General features: G+C 50.2%; 25 protein-coding genes, 1 pseudogene and 1 riboswitch. Of the genes and pseudogenes, 14 read left to right on the forward strand and 12 right to left on the reverse strand.

Annotated features, from left to right (window positions below; all coding sequences use genetic code 11):
* Positions 1-114: 114 nt before the first annotated feature.
* Positions 115-2,748 carry a PqiB family protein gene (locus HV041_RS06790; protein WP_061068062.1) on the reverse strand — a complete coding sequence of 878 codons (2,634 nt, stop codon included), beginning with the start codon at positions 2,746-2,748 and terminating at the stop codon, positions 115-117.
* Positions 2,717-4,000 carry a membrane integrity lipid transport subunit YebS gene (gene yebS / locus HV041_RS06795; protein WP_121584744.1) on the reverse strand — a complete coding sequence of 428 codons (1,284 nt, stop codon included), beginning with the start codon at positions 3,998-4,000 and terminating at the stop codon, positions 2,717-2,719. The genes HV041_RS06790 and yebS overlap by 32 nt, the downstream gene beginning before the upstream one ends.
* A 127-nt stretch (positions 4,001-4,127) precedes the next feature.
* Between yebS and HV041_RS06800 the strand changes: the two genes are divergently transcribed.
* The 4 genes from HV041_RS06800 to htpX all read left to right on the forward strand — a co-directional run bounded on the left by HV041_RS06800 (position 4,128) and on the right by htpX (position 8,550).
* On the forward strand, positions 4,128-4,625 hold the full coding sequence (locus tag HV041_RS06800) for a GAF domain-containing protein (RefSeq protein WP_048211393.1): 498 nt from the start codon (positions 4,128-4,130) through the stop codon (positions 4,623-4,625).
* A 96-nt stretch (positions 4,626-4,721) separates the two neighbouring features.
* Positions 4,722-5,408 (forward strand): RNA chaperone ProQ, encoded by a 687-nt coding sequence (gene proQ, locus HV041_RS06805; protein WP_003833781.1) that lies wholly within the window; start codon positions 4,722-4,724, stop codon positions 5,406-5,408.
* A 19-nt stretch (positions 5,409-5,427) separates the two neighbouring features.
* Entirely contained in the window at positions 5,428-7,476 is a 2,049-nt protein-coding gene (gene prc, locus HV041_RS06810; protein WP_048211395.1) for a carboxy terminal-processing peptidase, read from the forward strand.
* A 192-nt stretch (positions 7,477-7,668) separates the two neighbouring features.
* Positions 7,669-8,550 (forward strand): protease HtpX, encoded by an 882-nt coding sequence (htpX, locus tag HV041_RS06815; RefSeq protein ID WP_003034964.1) that lies wholly within the window; start codon positions 7,669-7,671, stop codon positions 8,548-8,550.
* A 100-nt stretch (positions 8,551-8,650) separates the two neighbouring features.
* On the opposite strand, the gene HV041_RS06820 is transcribed toward htpX, so the two are convergent.
* Positions 8,651-9,097, reverse strand: a complete 447-nt coding sequence (locus tag HV041_RS06820; RefSeq protein WP_048211396.1) for a hypothetical protein — start codon at positions 9,095-9,097, stop codon at positions 8,651-8,653.
* Between the two features lie 42 nt (positions 9,098-9,139).
* Between HV041_RS06820 and HV041_RS06825 the strand changes: the two genes are divergently transcribed.
* On the forward strand, positions 9,140-9,892 hold the full coding sequence (locus HV041_RS06825; RefSeq protein ID WP_225807913.1) for an IpaD/SipD/SspD family type III secretion system needle tip protein: 753 nt from the start codon (positions 9,140-9,142) through the stop codon (positions 9,890-9,892).
* A gap of 9 nt (positions 9,893-9,901) precedes the next feature.
* Complete coding sequence (locus HV041_RS06830; protein WP_048211397.1) at positions 9,902-10,108, forward strand: hypothetical protein; 207 nt, start codon at positions 9,902-9,904, stop codon at positions 10,106-10,108.
* Between the two features lie 65 nt (positions 10,109-10,173).
* On the opposite strand, the gene HV041_RS06835 is transcribed toward HV041_RS06830, so the two are convergent.
* The 3 genes and pseudogenes from HV041_RS06835 to HV041_RS06845 form a co-directional block, all read right to left on the reverse strand.
* Positions 10,174-11,541, reverse strand: a complete 1,368-nt coding sequence (locus HV041_RS06835) for an MFS transporter (protein WP_048211398.1) — start codon at positions 11,539-11,541, stop codon at positions 10,174-10,176.
* Positions 11,542-12,103: 562 nt separating this feature from the next.
* On the reverse strand, positions 12,104-12,511 hold the full coding sequence (locus tag HV041_RS06840; protein WP_121584743.1) for a hypothetical protein: 408 nt from the start codon (positions 12,509-12,511) through the stop codon (positions 12,104-12,106).
* A gap of 167 nt (positions 12,512-12,678) precedes the next feature.
* Positions 12,679-12,901: pseudogene (locus HV041_RS06845) on the reverse strand (hypothetical protein); the annotation flags it as partial.
* Between the two features lie 126 nt (positions 12,902-13,027).
* Here HV041_RS06845 and kdgR point away from each other — a divergent pair.
* Positions 13,028-13,819: a DNA-binding transcriptional regulator KdgR gene (gene kdgR, locus HV041_RS06850; RefSeq protein WP_005120190.1), complete on the forward strand. Its 792-nt coding sequence runs from the start codon at positions 13,028-13,030 to the stop codon at positions 13,817-13,819.
* 106 nt (positions 13,820-13,925) lie between these two features.
* On the opposite strand, the gene HV041_RS06855 is transcribed toward kdgR, so the two are convergent.
* Positions 13,926-14,165, reverse strand: coding sequence for a YobH family protein (locus HV041_RS06855; protein WP_061068061.1), 240 nt, complete (start codon positions 14,163-14,165; stop codon positions 13,926-13,928).
* Between the two features lie 164 nt (positions 14,166-14,329).
* Here HV041_RS06855 and mgrB point away from each other — a divergent pair, with 164 nt between their 5' ends.
* The 6 genes from mgrB to rlmA all read left to right on the forward strand — a co-directional run bounded on the left by mgrB (position 14,330) and on the right by rlmA (position 18,673).
* Entirely contained in the window at positions 14,330-14,473 is a 144-nt protein-coding gene (gene mgrB / locus HV041_RS06860) for a PhoP/PhoQ regulator MgrB (protein ID WP_003034977.1), read from the forward strand.
* 74 nt (positions 14,474-14,547) lie between these two features.
* Positions 14,548-14,832 carry a YebO family protein gene (locus HV041_RS06865; RefSeq protein ID WP_048211402.1) on the forward strand — a complete coding sequence of 95 codons (285 nt, stop codon included), beginning with the start codon at positions 14,548-14,550 and terminating at the stop codon, positions 14,830-14,832.
* A 637-nt stretch (positions 14,833-15,469) separates the two neighbouring features.
* A complete protein-coding gene (locus tag HV041_RS06870; RefSeq protein ID WP_003034983.1) occupies positions 15,470-15,613 on the forward strand; it encodes a DUF2627 domain-containing protein in 144 nt (47 codons plus the stop codon).
* 12 nt (positions 15,614-15,625) lie between these two features.
* Positions 15,626-15,835, forward strand: a complete 210-nt coding sequence (cspE, locus tag HV041_RS06875) for a transcription antiterminator/RNA stability regulator CspE (protein ID WP_001062678.1) — start codon at positions 15,626-15,628, stop codon at positions 15,833-15,835.
* Between the two features lie 219 nt (positions 15,836-16,054).
* The gene (gene ftsI / locus HV041_RS06880; RefSeq protein WP_101742622.1) at positions 16,055-17,800 is read left to right on the forward strand and encodes a peptidoglycan glycosyltransferase FtsI; all 1,746 of its coding nucleotides are present in this window, start codon (positions 16,055-16,057) and stop codon (positions 17,798-17,800) included.
* Between the two features lie 63 nt (positions 17,801-17,863).
* The gene (gene rlmA / locus HV041_RS06885; protein WP_121584742.1) at positions 17,864-18,673 is read left to right on the forward strand and encodes a 23S rRNA (guanine(745)-N(1))-methyltransferase; all 810 of its coding nucleotides are present in this window, start codon (positions 17,864-17,866) and stop codon (positions 18,671-18,673) included.
* On the opposite strand, the gene mntP is transcribed toward rlmA, so the two are convergent.
* From mntP to manX, 5 genes are all read right to left on the reverse strand, one after another.
* Positions 18,670-19,236: a manganese efflux pump MntP gene (gene mntP, locus HV041_RS06890; protein WP_115602405.1), complete on the reverse strand. Its 567-nt coding sequence runs from the start codon at positions 19,234-19,236 to the stop codon at positions 18,670-18,672. The genes rlmA and mntP overlap by 4 nt on opposite strands.
* 6 nt (positions 19,237-19,242) lie before the next feature.
* A riboswitch (yybP-ykoY riboswitch) is annotated at positions 19,243-19,471 on the reverse strand.
* A 196-nt stretch (positions 19,472-19,667) separates the two neighbouring features.
* Positions 19,668-20,126, reverse strand: coding sequence for a DUF986 family protein (locus HV041_RS06895; protein WP_121584741.1), 459 nt, complete (start codon positions 20,124-20,126; stop codon positions 19,668-19,670).
* 60 nt (positions 20,127-20,186) lie between these two features.
* The gene (locus tag HV041_RS06900) at positions 20,187-21,038 is read right to left on the reverse strand and encodes a PTS mannose transporter subunit IID (protein ID WP_003833769.1); all 852 of its coding nucleotides are present in this window, start codon (positions 21,036-21,038) and stop codon (positions 20,187-20,189) included.
* Between the two features lie 12 nt (positions 21,039-21,050).
* Positions 21,051-21,851 (reverse strand): PTS mannose/fructose/sorbose transporter subunit IIC, encoded by an 801-nt coding sequence (locus HV041_RS06905; RefSeq protein WP_003021004.1) that lies wholly within the window; start codon positions 21,849-21,851, stop codon positions 21,051-21,053.
* Positions 21,852-21,909: 58 nt separating this feature from the next.
* The gene (gene manX / locus HV041_RS06910; protein WP_005122176.1) at positions 21,910-22,872 is read right to left on the reverse strand and encodes a PTS mannose transporter subunit IIAB; all 963 of its coding nucleotides are present in this window, start codon (positions 22,870-22,872) and stop codon (positions 21,910-21,912) included.
* A 461-nt stretch (positions 22,873-23,333) separates the two neighbouring features.
* Between manX and yoaE the strand changes: the two genes are divergently transcribed.
* Entirely contained in the window at positions 23,334-24,893 is a 1,560-nt protein-coding gene (gene yoaE / locus HV041_RS06915; protein WP_048211405.1) for a CNNM family cation transport protein YoaE, read from the forward strand.
* Positions 24,894-24,897 lie beyond the last annotated feature (4 nt).

The following is a 24,897-nucleotide window of genomic DNA, read 5'->3' on the forward strand; positions in this document are numbered from 1 at the left end:
GTGCGCAGTGTAGCATATACCCTCAATAATTCGAGTTGCAGGACAACTATGCGCCTACTTGAAGTATGACGAGGCTAACCGCTCCGGCGCGAGTACGCCGGAGCAGGGAAAAGATTAGCGTGGCAGGGCGGTTCCCCACTGACGCCATTCTTTCGGCTCACTCTCCAGTAGCAGGAAGTGTTTACCCGCCTGCGCTTTCGGTGCCAGTGGCGTACCTGGTGGGGTGGCAAACGCGATACCACCGCGAATGAATTGATTGAAGGTACCTGTCTTCACGACGCCGCCGGTGAGGCCGAAATCGAGATTGTATCCAGATGCCAGCCAGAACACGGAGTTATTGCGCACCAGGTGCTGGTAGCGCTGACTGATGCGCATGGCCACCATCACGCGATCGGACAGTGAACCCAGCGTCAGACCCGTGACGGTCCCCACTTCAATACCTCTGAACAGAACCGGAGTACCGATATTGAGTGATCCTGCTTCTGGCGCTTCTACCACAATACTCAGACCATCAAGGTAGCGTGAATCAGTAATCGTCGCTTCCTGCAGTTCAAAATCACGGCGCGGGTTACCGCGCCCTGGTTCCACGTTAATGTATGGCTGTAAGATAGTATCCAGATGCTCTACACCTGCCGCCGAAATTTGCGGGGTAATTACCGAGAATCGTGTACCGCTTCGCGCGAAGGTCTGCACGTATTCCGGATACAACACCGCTTTGGCTTGCACTTCGTTACGGCTGGTGAGCAGTTCAAGGGTCTGGATCTGACCAATATCAATCCCCAGGTAGCGAATTGGCATCCCTGCGGCGAGTTTCCCAGCGTCGAATGCGTGCAGAGTAATCTGTCCACCTACCGCACGTGCAGCGGTCTCTGACGCGTACAAAATACGCTTGTCGCCTTTGCGCTGGCTGGCGCTGGCACCGCTCAGGTTATCGAAGCTAATCGCCCCTTTTAGCGCCCGCGACAGGGGAGATGCCTGTACGGTCAGGCCGCTGCCGTTAAGCTGAACTTTTGCGCCACCTTCAGCCCAGAACACGCTGTTGCTGGTTAACAGATTGCGGTATTCCGGTTTGATATGCAGATCGATATCAAACGCGTCGGCACGAGGGCGTACGCTAATGACTTCACCGACGTCGAATTTACGGTATAGCACCACTGACCCGGCCTGCACATCCGGTAGTGTCTCGGCGCTCAGGCTGACGGTGGTGGTGGGCAGATCGCTCAGGCTGTTCTCAATTGCTTTTTCGAGGTTTGCATACAGTGGATAGCTTTTTTTCATTTCACCTTTGGTACCAGGCAAAATGCGAATACCGCCGCTTATCCATTCGCTGGCGCTGGCGCCAAGGAACTCAACGCCATCAATGCCCACTTTGACATCCACTCGACTATTAACCACGAATTTGCTGTCACCTTGCACCAGTGCACGATGCTGCGGCTCGATAGCCACGATAAATGAAACGCCATCGCTTGATAGCTTACGTTCGATAACCTGACCGACCTGCACGCCATGAAGGATCAGCGGCTGGCCAGCATCGATGCCGTAACTTTCCGGGGCGGTCAGTGTAAGTGTCATAACGCCGGGATCATGAAGCAGGGACTGTTCACCGGGGATCACCACAAACTGGCTACGTGGCTCGCCTTCGCCGGGCACCAGTTCAAACGTTTTCCCTGTTAACAGCGAGCTTAGGCTCATATCGTTTAATGATAATTTGGGGCTTTGTAACTCAATGCGCGTGCCGTCGCGCAGCAGCGTTACAACGCTGGGGTCGACGGTCATTTCACCAGTGACTTTACCGCCTGGATTCAAATCCAGCCGGGTCAGTTGACCGACTTCCAGGCCCTGATACATCAGCGGGGTTGATCCAGCCTTCAGGCCATCGCCGCTGGGTAGTTCCAGTTTGACGATCACGCCACGTTGGCTGTGGGCGAGATCCTGATATAACCCAAACGTGTCGTCGGCGGCGGCAGGTTGTGAATCTTCTGGGGAGTCAAAGGCTATGGCGCCATTGACCAGCGCGGCCAGACTTTCCAGTTTTACCTTTGCGCCGCTCAGGCTGACATCCGCATTCACGCCAGACACATTCCAGAAACGACTGCCTTTTTTCACCAGATTGGTAAAGCGGCGCTCAATCAGTACATCGATGGTTACACCCTGATGATTGGGGTTGATGGTGTAGTCATAGACCCGGCCTACCGGGATCTTGCGGAAATAAACCAACGAACCGCTGTTGAGAGAACCGAGGTCGGATGCTTGCAGGTGCAACATCAAATCGCCATTATTCAGCCGATATTTTGGCTGCGTGTCGAGCGCGACGAAATGATCTTCCGGCTCGCCGGTGCCCGGCATCATCCCGATATAGTTCCCGCCAACCAGTGCATCGAGGCCAGAAACGCCCGCCAGTGATGCCTTCGGCGTGACCAGCCAGAATTGTGTGTCTTTGCGCAGGGCATCTTTCATGGTGGACTTAATGCTGACTCGAACTTCAATTTTGCGCAGATCTTTACTCAGGCTGATATCCTGCACCGTGCCAACTTCGACACCCTGATAGCGCACGGGCGTGCGTCCTGGGACAATACCGTCCGCGGACATAAAGTCGATGGTCACGGTATTGCCACGATCTTCATAGCTGCCCCAGATGAGCCATCCTGCAATCATCAGTGCGATGAACGGCAGCAGCCAGAACGGAGAGATACGGCGTTTTGTTTTAATCTGCGCTTCAATCTGCGAAGCGGGCGTTTCCTGACTCATGTGCATCCCAAAGTAAGCGGCTGTCCAGCCATTCCACTGCAAGAATAGTCAATATTACCGCTGCACCGAAATAAAACGCAGCCGGTCCCATAGTAAAAGCAAGTATCTGATCGCGATTTATCAGCGACATGGTTAAGGCGATAACAAACAAGTCCAGCATCGACCAGCGACCAATCCAGGTCACCATACGGAGTAGCAGGATGCGGGTGCGCAACCCTTGTTCACATTTAAACTGGATACTGAACAACAACGTAAACATCACAATCACTTTGGTGAAGGGCACCAGGATACTGGCGATAAAAACAATGGCTGCTACACCAACGTTGCTGTTCGCCAGGGACATGATGCCTGTCAGGATAGTGTCTTCCTGGCGGGCACCGTTAACATAAATTACCGAGATGGGCAGCAGATTAGCAGGCAGCAACAGGACAATCGAGGCCAGCAGAGCTGCCCAGCACTTTTGGATGCTCTGATTTCTGCGCCAGCGTAATGGAATATGGCAACGGGGACAGCGGCCTCGGGCATCAGGATAACCTGTAAAGTGACAACCGAGGCAAACACGAAGCTGTCCGTCGGGGCGGCGTGCGGGCCTTTGTGGATAAAAGCGTTCCCATAATTGCTCAACATTGAGGTGCGACAGCGTCAAAATGCTCAGGATCACCAGCGCAATAAAAGCATAGAGTCCCACTCCAGGCAGCAGAAAAGCGTAGTCCTGCACTTTGATCGAGGCGACGCCGATACCGACAAGATAGATATCAAGCATGACCCACTCTTTAAGCCTTTCCAGCATCAATAATACTGGGCGCAGGTTCATACCGAGAATATTGCCAAACCATAAATAAGCGATTGATGAAACGAGTATTACGGGAGCGCCAATGACGCAAAACATCACGAAGGATGCCGTCAGCGGATCGCCTTGCCGGGTCATCTGCCAGATGCCCTGTACCACATTCGCGTCAATGCGTATGCCTAATAGATAGATGTGCAGCAGCGGCTCTCCCCACGCAAAGGGCATCAGTAACAGCATGGTGAAAGCCATTGCTGCCAGTCGCGTTAACGACCAGTCACGGCCGTCACGAATTTTGGCCTGACAGCGTGGGCAGAATGCACTTTGGTGCGAACGCATTTTCGGCAAGCTAAACAGCAGGTCACATTCAGGGCATCGTTGGTAATGCGCACGGGGTAGCGCTTCACCAATGGATCTGATCGCTATTTTTTTAGTCGGCGTGATGCGTGGATGAGTAAGGGCCATGTATCGCGAATCAAGTGTTGAAGTAATGTTATCTTAACCCATGATGGGAATGATCTTGAGCATTTACGCATTTAATGTTTATTTTAGTAGGCTGCAGTTTTAAGTAAGACAACTAAGTGATTACATAATGAACAAAATAGAGCTATACACGGATCTGAACCGTGATTTTCAGGCATTAATGGCAGGTGAAACCAGTTTTCTGGCAACGTTGGCGAATACCAGCGCGTTATTGTACGAACGTCTTGCAGAAGTGAACTGGGCAGGTTTTTACCTGCTTGAGAACACTACGCTGGTGCTCGGTCCCTTCCAGGGGAAAATCGCCTGCGTACGCATCCCGGTAGGGCGCGGCGTGTGCGGTACTGCGGTGGCGCAGAACCAGGTTCAGCGTATAGAGGACGTGCATGCCTTTGATGGCCATATCGCTTGCGATGCCGCCAGCAATGCGGAAATCGTCCTGCCAATCACCGTCGAAAATCAGATAATCGGCGTGCTGGATATCGATAGCACGGCGTTTGGCCGCTTTACTGAGGAAGATGAACAAGGTCTGCGTACACTGGTGGCACAGCTTGAAACCGTGCTTGCAACGACGGATTACAAAAAATTCTTTGCGACCGTCGCAGGATAATCAACGGATAACGTAGCAATTACTGATGACGTCATTATAATGACGCCTGTTCATGCCTGCGCTTGTTGGCTACGTCCGTTGTAATCAGGAAATTTCATGGAAAATCAACCTAAGTTGAATAGCAGTAAAGAAGTTATCGCGTTTCTGGCCGAACGCTTCCCGCAGTGTTTTAGTGCGGAAGGCGAAGCGCGCCCACTGAAAATTGGCATTTTTCAGGATCTGGTAGAGCGTGTTGAGGGCGAAATGAACCTCAGCAAGACACAGCTCCGCTCTGCCTTACGTCTCTATACTTCAAGCTGGCGCTATCTGTATGGCGTTAAATTGGGCGCAACGCGTGTCGATCTTGACGGCAACCCTTGTGGTGAGCTGGATGAGCAGCACGTTGAACATGCACGCAAACAGCTGGAAGAAGCTAAAGCCCGCGTTCAGGCGCAACGTGCAGAGCAACAGGCGAAAAAACGCGAAGCGGCCGCTGCTGCTGGTGAAAAAGAAGACGCACCGCGTCGCGAGCGCAAGCCGCGTCCTGCTCCGCGTCGTAAGGAAGGCGCAGAGCGTAAACCTCGCGCTGAAAAACCAGCAGCAAAAGCACCGCGTGCTCCTCGTGAAGAACAGCATACCCCGGTATCTGATATTTCAGTGCTGACGGTAGGGCAGTCTCTGAAGGTGAAAGCAGGTAATAATGCGATGGATGCCACCGTATTAGAAATCACCAAAGATGGCGTCCGTGTACAGCTGAATTCGGGTATGTCTTTGATTGTACGCGCAGAACACCTGGTGTTCTGAAACGGAGGCCAGGCCTGGCATGAACACTTTTTTTAGGCTTACTGCGTTAGCTGGTCTGCTTGCATTTGCAGGCCAGGCACTCGCTGTGGAAGACATCACGCGTGCCGATCAAATCCCCGTTTTAAAGGAAGAAACCCAGCATGCGACGGTAAGCGAACGTGTGACATCGCGTTTTACGCGTTCACACTATCGCCAGTTCGATCTGGATCAGGCGTTTTCGGCGAAAATTTTTGACCGCTATTTGAATCTGCTCGACTACAGCCACAACGTGCTGTTGGCGAGCGATATCGAACAGTTTGCAAAAAAGAAAACGGTCCTCGGTGATGAACTGCGTAGCGGTAAGCTGGATGTCTTTTACGATCTCTATAATCTGGCGCAAAAGCGCCGGTTTGAACGTTATCAGTACGCATTAGGCGTACTGGCACGTCCAATGGATTTCACCGGTAACGACAACTTTAACCTCGACCGGAGTAAAGCTCCGTGGCCGAAAAGCGAAGCAGAGCTAAATGCGCTGTGGGACGGCAAGGTTAAATTTGACGAACTCAGCCTGAAGCTGACCGGTAAAACCGACGCTGAAATTCGCGAAACGCTGACGCGCCGCTACAAGTTTGCGATTCGCCGTCTGGCGCAGACCAATAGCGAAGATGTGTTTTCTCTGGCGATGACGGCTTTTGCCCGTGAAATCGACCCGCATACTAACTATCTTTCTCCACGCAATACCGAACAGTTCAATACGGAAATGAGCTTGTCTCTTGAAGGTATTGGCGCAGTGCTGCAAATGGATGATGACTACACCGTCATTAACTCCATGGTTGCGGGCGGCCCGGCAGCCAAGAGCAAAGCGATAAGTGTTGGCGACCGTATTGTCGGCGTAGGCCAGACCGGAAAAGGTATGGTCGACGTGATTGGCTGGCGTCTGGATGATGTTGTCGCGCTGATCAAAGGACCAAAAGGCAGTAAAGTTCGCCTCGAAATCCTGCCTGCCGGTAAGGGAACCAAGACGCGCATCGTCACGTTAACGCGTGAACGCATTCGTCTCGAAGACCGCGCTGTTAAAATGTCGGTGAAAACCGTTGGTAAAGAAAAAGTCGGCGTACTGGATATTCCTGGTTTCTATGTTGGCCTGACGGATGACGTCAAAGTTCAGCTGCAGAAACTGGAAAAACAGAATGTCAGCAGCGTGATTATCGACCTGCGTACCAATGGTGGTGGCGCACTGACCGAAGCGGTCTCGCTTTCCGGTCTGTTTATCCCTTCTGGTCCGGTGGTTCAGGTTCGTGATAACAACGGCAAGGTGCGCGAAGACAGCGATACTGATGGCGTTGTTTACTACAAAGGTCCGCTGGTGGTACTGGTTGACCGCTTCAGTGCTTCGGCATCAGAGATTTTCGCTGCGGCAATGCAGGATTACGGCCGTGCACTGATTGTCGGTGAACCGACGTTTGGTAAGGGTACCGTACAGCAGTATCGATCTCTGAACCGTATTTACGATCAGATGCTGCGTCCGGAATGGCCGGCGCTGGGTTCTGTTCAGTACACCATTCAAAAGTTCTACCGCGTTAATGGTGGCAGTACGCAGCGTAAGGGCGTAACGCCGGATATCATCATGCCGACAGGTAATGAAGAAACCGAAACCGGTGAGAAGTTCGAAGATAACGCGCTGCCGTGGGACAGCATTGATGCTGCAACCTACACTAAGTCAGATAATCTGACGCCGTTCGGACCTGAATTGCTGAAAGAGCACAATGCACGTATTGCGAACGATCCTGAGTTCCAGTACATCATGAAGGACATTGCGCGTTTCAATGCGATGAAGGATAAGCGCAACATCGCTTCTCTCAATTACGCTCAGCGCGAGAAAGAGAATAACGAAGATGACGCAATGCGTCTGGCGCGTATCAACGATCGGTTTAAACGTGAAGGCAAACCACCATTGAAGAAACTGGACGATCTGCCGAAGGATTACCAGGAGCCGGATCCGTACCTGGATGAAACGGTAAAAATCGCGCTCGACCTGGCGCATCTTGAGAAAGAGAAGCCAGCGGAACAGCCCGCAACCACTCAATAACCTCATACAGGCACAAGAAATTGTGCCTGTTTTTTTAACAAACGCATGAAGACGTCAGTCTGATACGATAAAATGTAAAGTTGTGTCTTTCTGGTGACTTAGCACCTATGGATGCTTGAAAATAGCCGTAAGACCCATACGATATGGGTAATCGCATAGTGCGTTTTGTTAAATTGAGGTTAAAAGAAAATTATGATGCGAATCGCGCTCTTCCTGCTGACGAACCTGGCTGTGATGGTCGTTTTCGGGCTGGTATTGAGCCTGACAGGGATCCAGTCAAGCAGCGTTCAAGGCTTGTTGATCATGGCACTGCTGTTTGGTTTTGGTGGTTCCTTCATTTCGCTGCTGATGTCCAAATGGATGGCGTTAAAGTCCGTTGGCGGGGAAGTTATTGAGCAGCCGCGTAATGAAAGAGAACGCTGGCTGATGAATACAGTCGCGAATCAGGCCCGCCAGGCCGGGATCGCTATGCCGCAGGTTGCAATCTACCACGCGCCTGATATTAACGCGTTTGCTACCGGTGCACGCCGGGATGCTTCGCTGGTGGCTGTGAGTACCGGCCTGTTGCAAAACATGAGCCCTGATGAAGCCGAAGCCGTTATCGCGCATGAGATCAGCCACATTGCCAATGGCGATATGGTGACCATGACGTTAATTCAGGGTGTGGTGAACACCTTTGTTATCTTTATCTCGCGTATTCTGGCGCAGATTGCCGCTGGGTTTATGGGCGGTAACCGCGATGAAGGAGAGGGTAGCAACGGTAACCCGTTAATCTACTTTGCGGTAGCGACGGTACTGGAGCTGGTATTTGGTATTCTGGCGAGCATTATTACCATGTGGTTCTCACGCCATCGTGAATTCCATGCGGATGCCGGTTCTGCAAAGCTGGTTGGTCGTGAGAAGATGATTGCCGCATTGCAGCGTCTGAAAACCAGTTATGAGCCGCAGGAAGCGACCAGCATGATGGCGTTCTGCATCAACGGTAAATCCAAATCGTTGAGTGAGCTGTTTATGACACACCCGCCGTTGGATAAGCGTATTGAAGCGCTGCGCAGTGGGGAATACCTGAAGTAAGTGACCTGGATTGATAAAGAGCCGCGATGCGGCTCTTTAATAGTTCAAACTATCAATCGTGTGGTGATATCCAGAATAAAATGCTATGCAGGTGAATTAATTACAGGGAGTTAATGTAAGTAAGAAATTTTTCATATACGGATTTGATAGCCTCTCCTGTACTAGTAACTCCAACCCCGGCGATACCTGGGGCCTCCCTCGCAATACGACTGGATTCGAGAAAAGATGATGTTGTCAATATAGCCTGTCCGAAAAAGGTAGAAGAAACATCATTTTTTAGCACGTCATTCTCGCTTGACTTATTTAGGTGCGTGGCGAAAGCCTTATATATGGATAATGTCATTTCACGGTCCTCTTTTGGCAATTTCTGAAGCCCTTGATTCATGTAAGCATCAAAACCAGATTGCTCTAGTTTAGCTATGCTCGCGTCCGAGATATGCACTGTTCGAGGGGAGAGAAGAAATCTCTTGATAATTTGGCCTGCTGCACTACCTCGCTCCTGAATTGTTGCCGTATCGAGGTTAGGTGCACTATCACTGATATTCATAATGTCATTAAATGCGGACTGGACACTAGCAACATCAAGAATATGGTCAACGGTGGTCCAGCAAGTGGCAAGGATGCAACTAATATCTATGTTAGCGATGCTGACGATTGGGATTTTGAGGCTCACGGATCTCAGTCATCTTCATCGTATGCGTATCGAGCCGATGCTGGAAGTGCGTCTCCAGCATCGGCTGTTCCTGTACCACCGCCTTTAGCCGTCGTTTCTCCCGATACAAGATATACTGGAAATACAGGGGGTGATAAATCATATTCTGTTATTCCAACGTCTAAGGATATGGTTATTGTCCCCATAGACAAAATAGACGAGAAAGAGTTTTATATCCCGACGGGTTATACACTCGTAACATCACCGGATACTAAAGATTATCATGAATATGATTGTTATTTAATTCCAACGGCAATGTTAGACCCGGCAAAAACTAATGGTGAAGCTGGTAATAGTAATGCTAGTGTGCATGTTACAGAAAGTATTGTTGTTATAGACCGGTCATATGACATGAACGGAACTGGCGGGGATGAAGCGAATATTTATGTCTCTCCCGCATCGACCTGGGATTTTGAAGGGCACAACGCAGATGAATCAGTCACTATCAGTAGCAGCATGTTCAACGAGTGGGAAAACTCGATGAACACGATGTCGAGTACGGTAGAGAGTCAGTCGCAAGTTATGTCTGAAAAATTAAGCCAGGCCAATACTATCTTCAATAACCTGACTAAAGTCTTGTCGTCGACGATAGAAGCTTTGCTGGAAACCCAAAAAGAGTTTCTGAAATAGGTATTTATCATGAGCGATATGACCATCAGCACAACGCCAGTTTCCGCAGAAGATGCTGCTTCAGCAGAAGAGCTCGACCCAACAGCGAATTTAACGGATGAGCAGCGTAAATTGATGCAGTTAGCCACTGCAGGATTTAGTCTGGAGTTTTTTTCAGATTGTATAATGGGAGATACCGACGATCCGTCCAATCCTATGTACCAACCGGAGTGGTGACATCGGCACTGTTACGCGAATAATAAATGACGCCATGCCCGGCGAAGTGCTGCCGGGCATGGCGTTTATGCGCGCGGTTGCGTGATACGCAGGCCGCTCACTATGGCGGCAACCGTTGCCAGTACACCCGCTGTTATCAGTGATATATGTGTTCCGTTATCGCCAAACTGATTGAGCATCAATGCAACCAGCGCTGCCCCGGTACTTTGTCCAAGCAAGCGTGCCGTTCCCAGCATCCCGCTCGCTCCACCGCTGCGTTCACGTGGTGCGGAGGTGATGATGGTGTGGTTATTCGGTGACTGGAACAGGCCAAAACCCGCACCGCATAAAATCATCGGCCAGATGATATTAAAATCAGAAGGAGTCGCAGGCAGTAGCACCAGCGAAAATAACCCACTTGCCATGACGGCCATACCCAGCGCACCTAAAAGACCCGCATGAACGCGTTCAATCAGATAACCAGCCAGCGGCGCCATCACCATGGTTGCCAGCGGCCATGGGGTCAGTAGTAGTCCTGTTTCGACTTCGCTACGACCCAGTACGGTTTGCAAAAAGAAAGGCAGGGAAACCATCGCCAACATTTGCGCGCTGAATGAACAAATTGACGTGCAAATCGAGAGTGAAAACAGTGGAATGCGCAGCAGGTCAACCGGTAGTAACGGCACCGGCAGCGCCAGCTGACGGCGGATAAAGAAAAAACCGACCACGATAAGCCCTACGAGCTCAGCACCAATTAACTTAAGCGATTGCCCTTGCGCGAACCCACTGAGTGCAGTAATTAACAAGCCAAACGTTAGCGCATTCATCACTGCGCTGGGCAGATCAAAACGTGGCTTATTGCTGCGCGGTGTATTAGGTGGCAGGAAGCGCATGGCCAGCAGCAACGCGATAATCCCCAGCGGGACGTTAATCAGAAACAACCATTTCCACGAGGCAATTGAGAGGATCGCTGCCGCAATAGTTGGGCCTGCTGCTGAGGAAACCGCCACAATAAAGGAGTTGATCCCCATTCCTCGTCCAAGCTGACGTTGCGGATAAATCAGGCGAATGAGTGCTGTATTCACGCTCATCAGCGCCGCGCCGCCAAACCCCTGAGCCACACGCGCCAGTGTTAGCATGTGCAGCGAATCGGAGAGGGCACAGAAAAGTGATGCGAGCAGAAATACCACCAGTCCGCACTTGTATATGCGACGGTAGCCAAACATATCACCCAAAAATGAGAGTGACAGGAGTGATACGACAATCGCGATTTGGTAGGCGTTAACGACCCAGATTGAGCTGGCCGCGGAGGCCTGAAGATCGGTGGCAATCGTCGGCAGGGCAACGTTAGCAATTGCGCCGTCCAGTACTGCCATAGAGATGCCAATAACAATGGTTAAAATTGCACCGTATCGCTGGGGCAATGGCAGGCCATCGGCCTGAATTTTTTCCATAGGAAGTCAATTTTGTCGGAAATTATGATGAGAATAATAATTTTAGCATTGATATTCAGGCGTTAGGTCGCAGATTTGTAACTAAGTGAGCAAAGACAGATTGTGGCGGCTGGTACGTGAAATTGTAATAAAACGGGTTCTGATTTTTATAAAACACTCGCAATGAGGTGGTAAATAGCTATCGCGCTCAGGATAAACAACCCGATTCTGTATCTTCCATGCTGAAGGTTTTTGGCATCCTGCAGGCGCTGCTGGGTGAAGAGCGCAAAATCGGTATTCTCCCATACGAAAAAGAATAAACGCTCCGAATACGAAGATGTCGCCAAAGAGGGATAGTTTTGTGCTCCGATAGGCGCGATATGTCCACCGAAGTGGTTGTAGTTGCAGGCTTAGGTTAAATCTCCCTCTTAACCAGACAATACGATGATCGATGGATCGAGTGCTGGCGATGTTCTGCACCCACTTTGGAAGAAAGAATGTGAGTCAGCCAGCGTTCGATTTCGCCTTTGTGTCAAATACTCCATTAATGAAGACGGTCTGTCCTTCCTGTATCGCGTTGCCGTTACTTCACTGCGGTGATAGCTGCACAGTTATTGCTTACCCAAAACTGAGCGGCCATAGCTTGCCAGGACTCAGGAGCAAGAGGTAGGCCCTGTGCATTGATCGCTTTAAACATGTCATCTTCTGTATCTGACACTGACTGCTGGAAGAACAGCGCATAGTCAGTGGCCAGATCGACAGGAGATGGGTTATAACCGCCAGGGCGCATTCGCGCTGTTATGTCTACATACTTTTTGAGTGACAACTCCATCACGTGAGCAGTGTTGTCAGCGATCATTGTGTTGGCAATATACCCACATTGTGCGATGTTCTCCACCTGCTGGTATTCACCATACTGCACACCCACTGCATGAGCAGCACCAGAGAACGAAGTCATCAGTGCCATGACAAGCAAAATTTTAGTTTTCATCGTTTGGAACAACCTTAGCGTCAAGAACGTTGAAAGAGCTGTGCCCAGATAAGCCAACGTTCAAATAATAGTCGTGGAAGTGTGCGTTATGAACGCAGATACGATCTTGGTTAGCGTCAATAAACTGTTCTTTTAAAGTGTCAGCTTTGACAGAAATGACAGCTCTGATTAATGATCCACCCGAAACTGGCCGCGGAGGCCTGAAGATCGGTGGCAATCGTCGGCAGGGCAATGTTAGCAATTGCGCCGTCCAGTACTACCATAGAGATGGCCAATAGCAATGATTAAAATTGCACCGTATCGCTGGGGCAATGGCAGACCATCGACCTGAGTTTTTCCATAGGCAGTCAATTTTGTCGGAAAATATGATGAGAATAATAATTTTAGCATTGATATTCAGGCGTTAGGTCGCAGATTTGTAACTAAGTGAGCAAAGACAGATTGCGACGGCAGGTACGTGAAATTATAATAAAAACCGGTTCTGATTTTTATAAAACACTCGCAATGAGGTGGTAAATGGCTATCGCAGATCTGGATAAACAACCCGATTCTGTATCTTCCGTGCTGAAGGTTTTTGGCATCCTGCAGGCGCTGGGTGAAGAGCGCGAAATTGGTATTACCGAATTGTCACAACGCGTCATGATGTCAAAAAGCACCGTTTATCGCTTTTTGCAGACCATGAAAACGCTGGGTTATGTGGCACAAGAAGGCGAGTCTGAGAAGTATTCCCTGACCCTGAAATTATTTGAACTGGGTGCGCGTGCATTACAGAACGTTGATCTGATCCGTAGCGCTGACATCCAGATGCGCGAACTTTCACGTCTGACCAAGGAAACAGTACACCTCGGTGCGCTGGATGAAGACAGCATTGTCTACATCCATAAAATCGACTCGATGTACAATTTGCGCATGTATTCCCGCGTGGGTCGTCGTAATCCGCTGTACAGCACCGCCATTGGTAAAGTGCTGCTGGCATGGCGCGACCGCGATGAAGTGAAGCAAATTCTGGATGGTATTGAGTACAAACGCAGTACAGATCGGACAATCACTAACACTGATGAATTGCTGGTATTACTCGATAAAGTCCGTGAGCAGGGCTATGGCGAAGACAACGAAGAGCAGGAAGAAGGACTGCGCTGTATCGGGGTACCGGTGTTTGATCGTTTCGGCGTGGTCATTGCGGGTCTGAGCATCTCATTCCCGACGCTGCGTTTTTCTGAAGAACGTTTGCACGAATATGTCGAAATGCTGCACACCGCAGCGCGTAAGATTTCAGAGCAAATGGGTTATAACGATTACCCGTTCTAATTTTGACGTGTTGCGATACACAGAAAACCCGATACGGCGTATCGGGTTTTTTACGATCTGCCGTCGTCGCCGGAGCGAATAACGTACTGATTTTTTTGCTGCTATATTAACCATTATCGATAACGACGGTGCTTTTCCTCAACAGGGGGCAATCTGACAGGCCAATGATGCCGCTGTTGGTATGGACGTATTGCGCGGTGCTGGTCCCGCGGGCGGTCAGATATTGACATTGCAGGCCCAGACCTGCCGCAGTCTCCTTACTTCCTATCAAAACGCCGTAGCCACTCAGTAATAAACCGATCCAAACCAGAGCGAGCAACACAATAGCGCGGATAATCAAACGCATTACAACCTCTTATCTTTTCTCGTTATTATTAGATTAGCCTGTACATGGGATGAAACAAGTGAATCATTCCTAAAAACATTTAATGCCGTTACAGTTAACTTAGGGTTTAGGTAACTCATGATAATTTATCAACATAGGCTGTAGATTCGGAGAGTGGAGTTGGAGTGAAAAAAATTCGATGGGTGGTCCTGATAGTTGTCGTGCTGGTATGCATACTGATGTGGGCGCAGGTGTTCAACATCATGTGCGATCAGGACGTACAATTTTTCAGCGGAATTTGCGCCATCAATAAATTTATTCCCTGGTAAGCGCATTTCAGTAACAGTTGATTACCTTCTTGTGCGGCAATGGTAAACTACGCTGTCTACATTGAGGTGGTGAAATGAACGAAGTTTTGAATTCTGGCGCGTTGAGTTTTGCGTCTTTAGTGGTATCGGTGGTGGTTCTGGTTATCGGGCTTGTATTGTGGTTTTTCATCAATCGGGCAAGTTCGCGTACTAACGAGCAGATTGAACTGCTTGAGGCGTTGTTGGATCAGCAAAAACGACAGAACGTATTGCTCCGTCGTCTTTGTGAAGCTAACGAACCGGAAAAAGCAGAAGAGCCTACCGCGGTGCAAACTCAGGATGAAGATGATGACATCATTCGTCTGGTAGCCGAACGGTAGTAAACAGAAAGACAGGGTGAGAGTCTGTAGATGCTATCCTCAGATGCTTCATCCTGTCGTCAACGATATCAGATTATTTTCTTCTGCAACAATCCGGCAATTACTGCGCCGACACACGTGGAACCTGCATTTTTCCAGATGCTCTGACCAATTAATATCTTATCTCTGGTTTGACATAAATATAATTATCCATAGATTAATAATATGATTGTGTCATTTTTGTGATACCGATCGTTTTATTATCAGCGAAACGTTTCTCTTACTTTTTTTGTGCATTGTCATCATTCTTTCATTATTTTGGTGCAAAACCAGAATGCCGATCTCATTTTTACGCTTGTGATATTTTATGCATTACTAAGCATAAAAAATGATATCTGGCAGAGGCTGTGACAGATAATCTGGAACAGTTGAACCTGATGAGCTATGGTAGAAAGTCCATGCTACGGCGCAGGCCAGCCGGGGCAAGGGGAGAGAGGCGAGGATATATCTCTACTCGGCCTGGCGCATAACTGTGCAGTTGTTGTTTGATGAACTGCGGGATTTGTGCGACCGATCGAGACACGTTTAAAAATGGCTTGCCATTATTAACGTTGTATGTGATAACACGGTTTGGGTTAAACGAGGTACAGTTCTGTTTATGTGTGGCATTTTCAGTAAAGAAGTCCTGAGTAAACACGTTGACGTTGAATACCGCTTCTCTGCCGAACCTTATATTAGTGCCTCAAGCAGTAATGTCTCAGTTTTATCTATGTTATGCCTGCGGGCGAAGAAAATACTCTAAGGAATTTTGCAAATGGCAAAGATTAAAGGTCAAGTTAAGTGGTTCAACGAGTCTAAAGGTTTTGGTTTCATTACCCCGGCTGATGGCAGCAAAGATGTGTTCGTACACTTCTCCGCTATCCAGGGTAACGGCTTCAAAACTCTGGCTGAAGGCCAGAACGTTGAGTTCGAAATTCAGGACGGCCAGAAAGGTCCGGCTGCTGTTAACGTAACAGCTATCTGATCGATACCACTGATTTGAAGCGCTCAGGCGCAACCAATTCAGATATAAAGCCTCGCTTATGCGGGGCTTTTTAATTCAAATTACGTCAAAATATTTCTGAATGCCTCTCCATTAGCGCTTTGTTGCAAAGGCGCGATGTTCGTAGCATTGTTTTTCCCGCTTTCTCCCGGCAATTCCCGTTAAATCAGTCACCTGAAAAACTATCTTGCTGGAGCCCCGGTGAAAAAGAAAAACGACGGCGATGCGCGCAATTTTACTCCCGTACGTTTTGCCCTGCTTTGTGTGGCAATACTGTTGAGTCTGGGATTGTTGCTTGGTCGGGTTGCGTGGTTACAAATTGTCACCCCAACGAGCCTGGTCAAGCAGGAGGATATGCGTTCGTTACGTGAAGTCACAATCGCCTCACCGCGTGGGATGATTACCGACAGAGAAGGACGTCCTCTCGCAGTAAGCGTGCCGGTGAATGCAGTTTGGGCCGATCCGAAGACGATTGTCAGCAAAGGTGGCGTTGGCTATAACGAACGCTGGCAGGCATTGGCGAAGACCCTGCATATTTCACTCAGCACGCTGGCTGAACGTGTTAACAGCAATCCAGCTGGCCGTTTTATTTATCTGGCGCGCCAGATCTCTCCTCAGCAGGCGCAGTGGGTCGATGATCTTAATCTCCCGGGGATTAATCTGCGCGAAGAATCCCGCCGTTTCTATCCCGCAGGTCATGTGGCGGCAAATCTTATCGGCTTTACGAACATTGATGGACAAGGTATTGAAGGCCTGGAGAAAAGTTTCAACAGCCAGTTGATGGGTAAACCCGGCTCTCGCCTTGTGCGCAAAGACAAGTTCGGGCATGTGATTGAAAATATCACGGAAGTGATGCCGGTCCCCGCGCACGAATTGCAGCTCAGTATTGATGAGCGCTTGCAGACGGTGACTGAAGATGCGCTGGATAATGCCGTAACATGGAATAAAGCGGAATCTGGAGCCGCGGTGCTGGTCAATATTGCCACCGGCGAAATCCTGTCGATGGCAAGCTTTCCCGACTTCAATCCCAATAACCGTGATGGCGCGGTGCTGGATGATTTTCGCAACCGTGCAATTAGCGACACCTTTGAACCCGGTTCAACCGTTAAACCGCTGGTGATCATGACTGCTCTGCAGCAAGGGATTGTGCAGCCTGATAGCGTCATTGATACCCATCCTTTTAATCTCGATGGACATCGCATCCGCGATGTCGGATTTTACCCGGAGCTATCGCTTACCGGTATTTTGCAGAAATCAAGCGATACCGGTGTGTCGCACCTTTCGCTGGCAATGCCGGTACAGAAACTGCTGGATACCTATAAACGCTTTGGTTTTGGCGACCCAACCGGGCTGGGGCTAACCGGAGAAAGTAGCGGTTTAATGCCTCAGCGACGTTACTGGAGCGATCTGGACCGGGCGACCTTTGCATTCGGTTACGGGTTAATGGTGACGCCGCTCCAGTTGGCGCATGTCTATGCCACCATCGGCAGTTTTGGTATTTACCGCCCCCTTTCTATTACGCGTATCGATCCGCCAGTGATAGGTACGCGGGTGATGCCGGAGGCGTTGGTGCATCAGGTTGAACATATGATGGAAAGCGTCGCGCTACCCGGCGGCGGTGGGACCAAGGCTGCGGTGAGGGATTACCGTGTTGCGGTGAAAACCGGGACGGCAAAGAAAATTGGTGATGACGGTAAATATGTCGATAAATACGTGGCTTATACGGCAGGGGTTGCGCCAGCGAGCGATCCAAAATTCGCGCTGGTCGTGGTGATTAATAACCCGCAAAACGGTGCTTACTATGGGGGAGCCGTCTCCGCGCCGGTCTTCAGCCAGATTATGGGCGATGTTCTGCGTCTGGAAAACGTCAAACCGGACGGCATGCCTGCTGACTCCGATCATCTGCTGGTGATGCACGGCAGCAGCGTATCCTCGCCGTCGCTGTAAGTTATTTTCCCAGGGCGCAATTCGCGTTACACTTGCGCCCTTAAGCCACCTGCCGGAGTTGTCATGTCGTTTTCCTGTCCTCTTTGCCACCAGCCTCTTACTCAAGCGAATAACAGTTTTGTCTGCCCGGAGCGACACCAGTTTGACGTGGCGAAAGAGGGATATGTTAACCTGATGCCGGTTCAGCATAAGCGGTCGCGCGATCCGGGTGACAGTGCGGAAATGATGCAGGCGCGCCGGGAATTTCTTGATGCTGGTCACTATCAGCCGCTACGCGATGCGATTGTGGATGCGCTCAAGCAGAGGCTGATTTCAGACGATGCGACGATCCTGGATATCGGCTGTGGGGAAGGGTACTACACTCACGCGTTTGCCGATGTGCTGGCGGGCAGTACAACCTTTGGGCTTGATGTTTCTAAAGTGGCGATTAAGGCCGCGGCCCGACGTTATTCGCAGGTGACCTTTTGCGTTGCCTCCAGCCATCGTCTGCCGTTTGCCGATGCGTCAATGGACGCCATTATCAGGATCTACGCACCTTGCAAAGCCGAAGAGTTGGCCCGCGTGGTGAAACCGGGTGGATGGGTAATCACCGCCACGCCGGGTCCGCGTCATTTAATGGAACTTAAAGGGCTGATTTATGATGAGGTGCGTTTACATGCGCCACACACAGAGCAACTGGACGGTTTTGTTCTGCAACAGAGTATTGCGCTGGGGTATCAGATGCAGCTTAAGGGCAGCGAGGCCGTTGCGTTATTGCAAATGACGCCGTTCGCCTGGCGGGCAAAGCCGGAAGTGTGGGAAACGTTAGCGGGGAAAACGAAGTTTGACTGCCAGACTGACTTTAGTATTCATATCTGGCAGCGTCTGAATTAACCGTGGAAGTGTGCCCAGAGGATCTGGGCGCCGATACCAATCAGGACTACCCCACCCAGAATTTCAGCTCGCTTGCCCAACATCGGGCCAATAAAACGACCGATCATCATGCCAAGCGTGGACATAATTAACGTGGCGCAGCCAATGGCCAGCGCAGTGGCAATAATGTTGACCTGCAGGAAGGCCAGACCCACCCCGACGGCCATCGCGTCGAGACTGGTCGCAATGGCAGTGGTGACCAGCAGCCAGAAACCGTGGCGGCGCTGCGGCTCTTCATCTTCATCATCGTTGTCACGAAAGCCTTCGATTATCATTCGGCCGCCTAAAAAGATCAGCAAAATGAAGGCGATCCAGTGGTTCCACTCCAGCACGAATTTGCTGGCAAGCATCCCCATTCCCCAGCCAATCAGTGGCGTAAGGGTCTCGACTGCGCCAAAGATAAGGCCGGTACGCAGAGCTTCAGAGAATTTAGGTTTATGTAAGGTGGCGCCTTTGCCAATTGATGCTGCGAAAGCATCCATCGACATGCCGAAAGCGAGAAGAACAGTTGCGGTGATATTCATAACAGCGTCCTGACCGGGGTATTCCATAAAACACATCACTGCCCCCAGTAACCATGCACAATGAGCGGACCCATTGTCTATACAGAGCCATTCAAATATGCATTGCAGTTGATGTGCCTATGGTCTCGCCTGACTAAACGTGATGTTCAGTCCGTACGTGCCACGTTTTTCAACGAGTATGTTGACACGTACATTTCCGGAGTCTGGAAATCGGCTACTCCCCAACGACGGGCGCAACCTTAACATATTTTTGGAATATAAAACAAGAAACGCAGAAATATTATTTGACTTCTAAATGAAAATAATTTTCATTTAGATTTATTTATAGATAAAACGTTAAATTAAATAACATATGGGCGGAGAAATATAGCCTTAGCTATGTTTGTTTTTCACTGAGATATAAAAAACATAGTTCAGGCTATATTTGTAACTTATTGGTTTGAAATGAGAAGTTTATATATCTTCTCCAGGTTGTCTATATTTCGTACGCGAATAAGCAATCGTCTTTGCTCTAATTGCATCACCAGCACACCGTCTTCTGATAAATTCATCTCTTTAATCCGGTCATATTCAATCCAGACATTGGCGAAGAAAAAACCTTTTTGTTTGAAAATAATTTTAGGCGTACGGATCCAGAACAGATACAACCCCATTAACACCAGTGCACATAATAACCATGTGGTAAATTGCGCGCCGTGGCTGGTGATGTTGTTGTAGATCAGAATAACAATCAAACCGATGAAGATAACGCTGTCGACTCGACTGCGTGGAAGCAGGGCAACAGTAAGTAGAGTGGGGCCATTACGGCGGGGCATGATGAACTGATCGTAAATGGCATACGCCAGCAGCGAAAAGATAAATAGAACCAGCACCAGGTCCGTGATAGTCATGAATCCTCAACCCTCTAAATAGAAAAACCGGGGGCAAGCCCCCGGTGATGTACAACAGTCTTACAGGCCGAGCAGGCCGACAGCGTAGCCCGCGATACCGATGACGAAAAAGCCAACGATGATCCACAGTGGGTTCACTTTCTTACGCAGAAGCCACATACAGGCGAAGGTCAGTAGCAGAGGAACCAGGCCCGGCATCAGCTGATCAAGGATTGTCTGCACAGTGGTCACGCGCGTTTGGCCATCCTGACCGGTGATGGTGGAGACCACCAGTGGGATATTCACGTGCGTCCACTTGTTAACCAAGGCCCCCATGACAAACAGGCCGAGGATTGACGCTCCCTCAGTCAGTTTCTGCAGGAAGCCGCCGCCCATATCTTTAACGATATCTACGCCTTTACGGTAGCCGTATGCCACGCCGTAGTAACGGGTTGCCAGCCGTACCAGGTTGAACAGGATAAAGAACAGCAGTGGCCCAAGCAGGCTACCGCTCATCGCGATACCTGCACCCAGCGCGGCGAATACCGGGCGTACGGTACCCCAGAAAATCGGGTCGCCCACGCCTGCCAGCGGTCCCATCAGACCAACTTTGATACCGTTGATAGCACCATCGTCAATCTCTGCGCCATTCGCACGCTGTTCTTCCATTGCCAGTGTAACGCCCAGAACCGGTGCCGCTACATAGGGATGGGTGTTAAAGAATTCCAGGTGACGCTTGATAGCTTGCTTACGGGCGTCGTTGTTTTCCGGATACAAGCGGCGAATAGCCGGTACCATGGAGAAACAGAAGCCCAGCGCCTGCATACGTTCGAAGTTCCATGAACCCTGAAACAGGTTAGAACGAATGAACACGCCACGAATGTCACTCGGAGTGAGTTTTTTCTCGGTGGTAGTTTTAGTCATATCAACCATTTCGCTCACCTGCTAGTCCAGTTCGTTATCGAGATCGTTATTGCCAGCCGCCGCAGCAGGCGCACCGGCTACGCGGTTATATTTCGGGCTCAGCTGAATGTAGAGGATCGCCATTACTGCGCCAATCACACCCAGAGCAACCAGGTTGAAGTTAGTAAATGCCGCGGTGACGAAGCCGAGGTAGAAGAATGGCATCAGGTAGCCTGCGCGCATCATGTTGATGACCATCGCATAACCAACCACCACGATCATACCGCCTGCGATGTTCAGGCCGCCGGTCACGACTTCCGGAATGGCATTAAGCATGCTCTGAACTTCACTGGTACCGACAGAAATCGCTACGATTACCGCCGGGATAGCGATACGCATAGCCTGCAGGAACAGGGAGGAAACGTGCAGCCAGGAGAGCGCCGTCAGGTTGCCGTTTTCGGCCGCCTTATCCGCCGCGTGCTGGAATGCTACGGTGATGGTACGAACGATAATGGTCAGAACCTGGCCTGCTGCTGCCAGTGGTATCGCCAGCGCGATACCTGCACCGATACTTTGGTGACCCGCAATAACCAGAACGGTAGAGATAATGGAAGCCAGTGCAGCATCAGGCGCAACCGCAGCACCGATGTTCATCCAGCCCAGAGCGATCATTTCCAGGGTACCACCGATGATAATGCCGGTTTTCATATCCCCGAGAACGGCACCAATCAGCGTACAGGCCACCAATGGACGGTGGAACTGAAATTCATCGAGTACCGACTCCATACCCGCGATACATGCGACGATGAACACCAGCACAATCTGAAGAGTGGTAATCTCCATTGTACTTCTCCTATTGCTATACAGACTTAAGTGTGAAAACTAAGTAAATGCCAGGTGGTTATTTCGCCTTGGCAATCAAATCCATCATTTTCAGTTTCTGATCGGTAGAAACCTTACGGGCTTCGAGCTCAATACCGCGTTCGTTGAGTTTCTTGAAGGCTTCGATGTCTTTTTCATCCACCGAAATCGCGTTGTTTACCTGCGTTTTCCCCTGGCGGAATGCCATGCCGCCAATGTTAACAGAGGTAATTTTTACGCCACCTTCAACGATGCGTTCTACATCGGTCGGGTTGGTGAACAGCAGCATTACACGCTCACCGGCGTATTTCGGGTTGTTATAGACGCGGATCATTTTCGCGACATCAACCACATGTGCGGTAACGCCTGGCGGTGCGACCTGAGTCAGCAACGTCTTACGCACGGTATCAGCAGCAACTTCATCACTGACGACGATAATGCGCGTTACGTTGGTTTCTTTGGTCCAGCGAGTTGCCACCTGACCATGGATTAAACGGTCATCGATACGTGCGAGGCCGATCTGCATATAGTCGTTCGGGCCCATCGGTTTCGCGGGTGCCGCTGCCTTAGGTGCTGCGACGGGGGCAGGTGCGGCTTTTTCAACAGGTTTTGCTTTCAGCGCTTTTACGCCTTCGCTACCCGTTTCAACCGCCAGTGCGACTAATTCATCGAAGCTGGGGTTGTCGTCACGCGCCATGAAGGTTTCTACCAGCATGGGAATGTTCACGCCTGCGATAACTTCATAATGCTCTTTATCGACAACAATGCGGCTCGCAGCGTTAAACGGGCTGCCTCCCCATGTGTCAACGAGAAACAGCACGCCTTTACTGGTATCCAGTTTTGCCAACTGAGCGTTATACTTTTCAATCAGCGTTTCGGCATTTTCGCCTGGAACGAAATCGATCCAGCCGACGTTTTCCTGCTCGCCTAACAACATCTCTGCTGTTTTAAGTAACTGCTCTGCAGCCCAACCATGTGTGCCTATTACAATAGCAATGGTCACTTGCTACCTCCTTTATTATCGTTAACACATCAACGTGAAGATGCATTTTGAATCGCTCGTCCGCAATCGAATCGATTCAGATAAGGGTTACAAAGAAAAACCTATGATTTTCGTGAATTATTTTAGATATCGAAAAAAATATTTTATGTGATGAAGATCCGTAATTTAACTTCCGATCAGAAGAAATTTCGAAGGGTGAAATATCTCCGAAACAACTTATTGCAAAGGAAGGTAAATCTTTGCTAAAAACCGGTTGTCTCTGTTATGTTTAGCATCTGTTTAATTACTCAGGAGTATAGGGCAGTAGCCCACCATATGGATCGTCACCGACGTCATTTCACCTTTAGGCCGTATCAAGCCTGTCAGTTTGGCACTTTTTGCCACAAACTTTATCTGCATATTGCTTTAACGCCTGAGATGTTCAGGGCGCAGTTTGATCATTCCTTAAGCAGGAGCTTGTCATGGAACTCTTAATGGACCCGCAGATTTGGGTGGGTTTGCTCACGCTTGTTGTTCTCGAAATTGTTCTGGGTATCGATAACCTGGTCTTCATTGCAATTCTTGCCGATAAGCTGCCACCGAAACAGCGAGATAAAGCGCGCCTCATTGGTTTGTCACTGGCGCTGATTATGCGTCTGGGCTTGTTGTCCGTGATTTCGTGGATGGTGACGCTGACAAAACCGCTGTTTACGGTCATGGACTACGCGTTTTCCGGGCGAGATCTGATTATGCTGCTGGGGGGTATCTTCCTCTTGTTCAAGGCTACGACAGAGCTGCATGAGCGGCTGGAAAACCGTGAACATGATACCGGGCAGTCAAAAGGCTATGCGAGCTTCTGGGTCGTGGTGACGCAGATTGTTATCCTCGATGCGGTGTTCTCGCTGGATGCGGTCATTACTGCAGTCGGTATGGTCAACCATCTGCCGGTGATGATGGCGGCGGTGGTTATTGCGATGGCGGTGATGCTGCTGGCATCGAAGCCGCTGACGCGATTTGTGAACCAACATCCGACGGTGGTGGTGCTGTGTCTGAGCTTCCTGCTGATGATCGGTTTGAGCCTGGTTGCCGAAGGGTTTGGCTTCCACATTCCGAAAGGCTATCTGTATGCGGCGATTGGCTTCTCAATTATCATCGAACTGTTTAACCAGATTGCCCGTCGTAACTTTATTCGCCACCAGTCGACTCTGCCGCTGCGTGCGCGGACTGCGGATGCAATCTTGCGTCTGATGGGGGGTAAACGTCAGGCCAGCGTGCAGATGGAATCCGACAATCCGGTTCCTGTTCCGGTCCCGGAAGGCGCGTTTGTGGAAGAAGAACGCTATATGATCAACGGTGTTCTCTCACTGGCATCCCGTTCATTACGCGGCATCATGACACCTCGTGGTGAAATTAGTTGGGTCGACGCCGATCTGAGCGTAGCGGAAATTCGCGAACAGTTGCTTTCTTCTCCACACAGCCTGTTCCCGGTGTGTCGCGGTGAACTTGATGAAATTATCGGTATCGTGCGTGCTAAAGAGCTGCTGGTGGCGCTGGAAGACGGTGTGGATGTTGCAGCGATTGCGTCTGCCTCGCCGGCAATTGTCGTCCCGGAAACGCTCGACCCGATTAATCTGCTAGGCGTGCTGCGTCGTGCCCGCGGTAGCTTTGTCATCGTCACTAACGAATTTGGTGTGGTGCAGGGGCTGGTAACACCGCTGGACGTATTAGAAGCGATCGCAGGTGAATTCCCGGACGCCGACGAAACCCCTGAAATCATTGCTGACGCCGGTGGCTGGTTGGTGAAAGGGGGAACCGATCTGCACGCGCTGCAACAGGCGCTGGACGTGGATACGCTGGTGGATGAGGACGAAGACATCGCTACCGTAGCAGGGCTGGTGATTGCGGCTAACGGTCACATCCCGCGTGTAGGTGATGTTATTGAGGTTGCACCGCTGAGCATTACGATTGTCGAAGCTAATGACTATCGTGTGGATTTAGTTCGCATTGTTAAAGAACAACCCGCTCACGACGAAGACGAGTAAACGG

This window comes from Citrobacter sp. RHBSTW-00029 (assembly GCF_014104295.1).
Lineage (GTDB): Bacteria > Pseudomonadota > Gammaproteobacteria > Enterobacterales > Enterobacteriaceae > Citrobacter > Citrobacter youngae.

What these genes read in the sequence shown, in the direction of transcription:
- HV041_RS06790 (WP_061068062.1), bottom strand. Translation starts at nt 2,748, where the DNA reads ATGAGTCAGGAAACGCCCGCTTCGCAGATTGAAGCGCAGATTAAAACA.
- yebS (WP_121584744.1), bottom strand. Translation starts at nt 4,000, where the DNA reads ATGGCCCTTACTCATCCACGCATCACGCCGACTAAAAAAATAGCGATC.
- HV041_RS06800 (WP_048211393.1), top strand. Translation starts at nt 4,128, where the DNA reads ATGAACAAAATAGAGCTATACACGGATCTGAACCGTGATTTTCAGGCA.
- proQ (WP_003833781.1), top strand. Translation starts at nt 4,722, where the DNA reads ATGGAAAATCAACCTAAGTTGAATAGCAGTAAAGAAGTTATCGCGTTT.
- prc (WP_048211395.1), top strand. Translation starts at nt 5,428, where the DNA reads ATGAACACTTTTTTTAGGCTTACTGCGTTAGCTGGTCTGCTTGCATTT.
- htpX (WP_003034964.1), top strand. Translation starts at nt 7,669, where the DNA reads ATGATGCGAATCGCGCTCTTCCTGCTGACGAACCTGGCTGTGATGGTC.
- HV041_RS06820 (WP_048211396.1), bottom strand. Translation starts at nt 9,097, where the DNA reads ATGAATATCAGTGATAGTGCACCTAACCTCGATACGGCAACAATTCAG.
- HV041_RS06825 (WP_225807913.1), top strand. Translation starts at nt 9,140, where the DNA reads ATGGTCAACGGTGGTCCAGCAAGTGGCAAGGATGCAACTAATATCTAT.
- HV041_RS06830 (WP_048211397.1), top strand. Translation starts at nt 9,902, where the DNA reads ATGAGCGATATGACCATCAGCACAACGCCAGTTTCCGCAGAAGATGCT.
- HV041_RS06835 (WP_048211398.1), bottom strand. Translation starts at nt 11,541, where the DNA reads ATGGAAAAAATTCAGGCCGATGGCCTGCCATTGCCCCAGCGATACGGT.
- HV041_RS06840 (WP_121584743.1), bottom strand. Translation starts at nt 12,511, where the DNA reads ATGAAAACTAAAATTTTGCTTGTCATGGCACTGATGACTTCGTTCTCT.
- kdgR (WP_005120190.1), top strand. Translation starts at nt 13,028, where the DNA reads ATGGCTATCGCAGATCTGGATAAACAACCCGATTCTGTATCTTCCGTG.
- HV041_RS06855 (WP_061068061.1), bottom strand. Translation starts at nt 14,165, where the DNA reads ATGCGTTTGATTATCCGCGCTATTGTGTTGCTCGCTCTGGTTTGGATC.
- HV041_RS06865 (WP_048211402.1), top strand. Translation starts at nt 14,548, where the DNA reads ATGAACGAAGTTTTGAATTCTGGCGCGTTGAGTTTTGCGTCTTTAGTG.
- HV041_RS06870 (WP_003034983.1), top strand. Translation starts at nt 15,470, where the DNA reads ATGTGTGGCATTTTCAGTAAAGAAGTCCTGAGTAAACACGTTGACGTT.
- cspE (WP_001062678.1), top strand. Translation starts at nt 15,626, where the DNA reads ATGGCAAAGATTAAAGGTCAAGTTAAGTGGTTCAACGAGTCTAAAGGT.
- rlmA (WP_121584742.1), top strand. Translation starts at nt 17,864, where the DNA reads ATGTCGTTTTCCTGTCCTCTTTGCCACCAGCCTCTTACTCAAGCGAAT.
- mntP (WP_115602405.1), bottom strand. Translation starts at nt 19,236, where the DNA reads ATGAATATCACCGCAACTGTTCTTCTCGCTTTCGGCATGTCGATGGAT.
- HV041_RS06895 (WP_121584741.1), bottom strand. Translation starts at nt 20,126, where the DNA reads ATGACTATCACGGACCTGGTGCTGGTTCTATTTATCTTTTCGCTGCTG.
- HV041_RS06900 (WP_003833769.1), bottom strand. Translation starts at nt 21,038, where the DNA reads ATGGTTGATATGACTAAAACTACCACCGAGAAAAAACTCACTCCGAGT.
- HV041_RS06905 (WP_003021004.1), bottom strand. Translation starts at nt 21,851, where the DNA reads ATGGAGATTACCACTCTTCAGATTGTGCTGGTGTTCATCGTCGCATGT.
- yoaE (WP_048211405.1), top strand. Translation starts at nt 23,334, where the DNA reads ATGGAACTCTTAATGGACCCGCAGATTTGGGTGGGTTTGCTCACGCTT.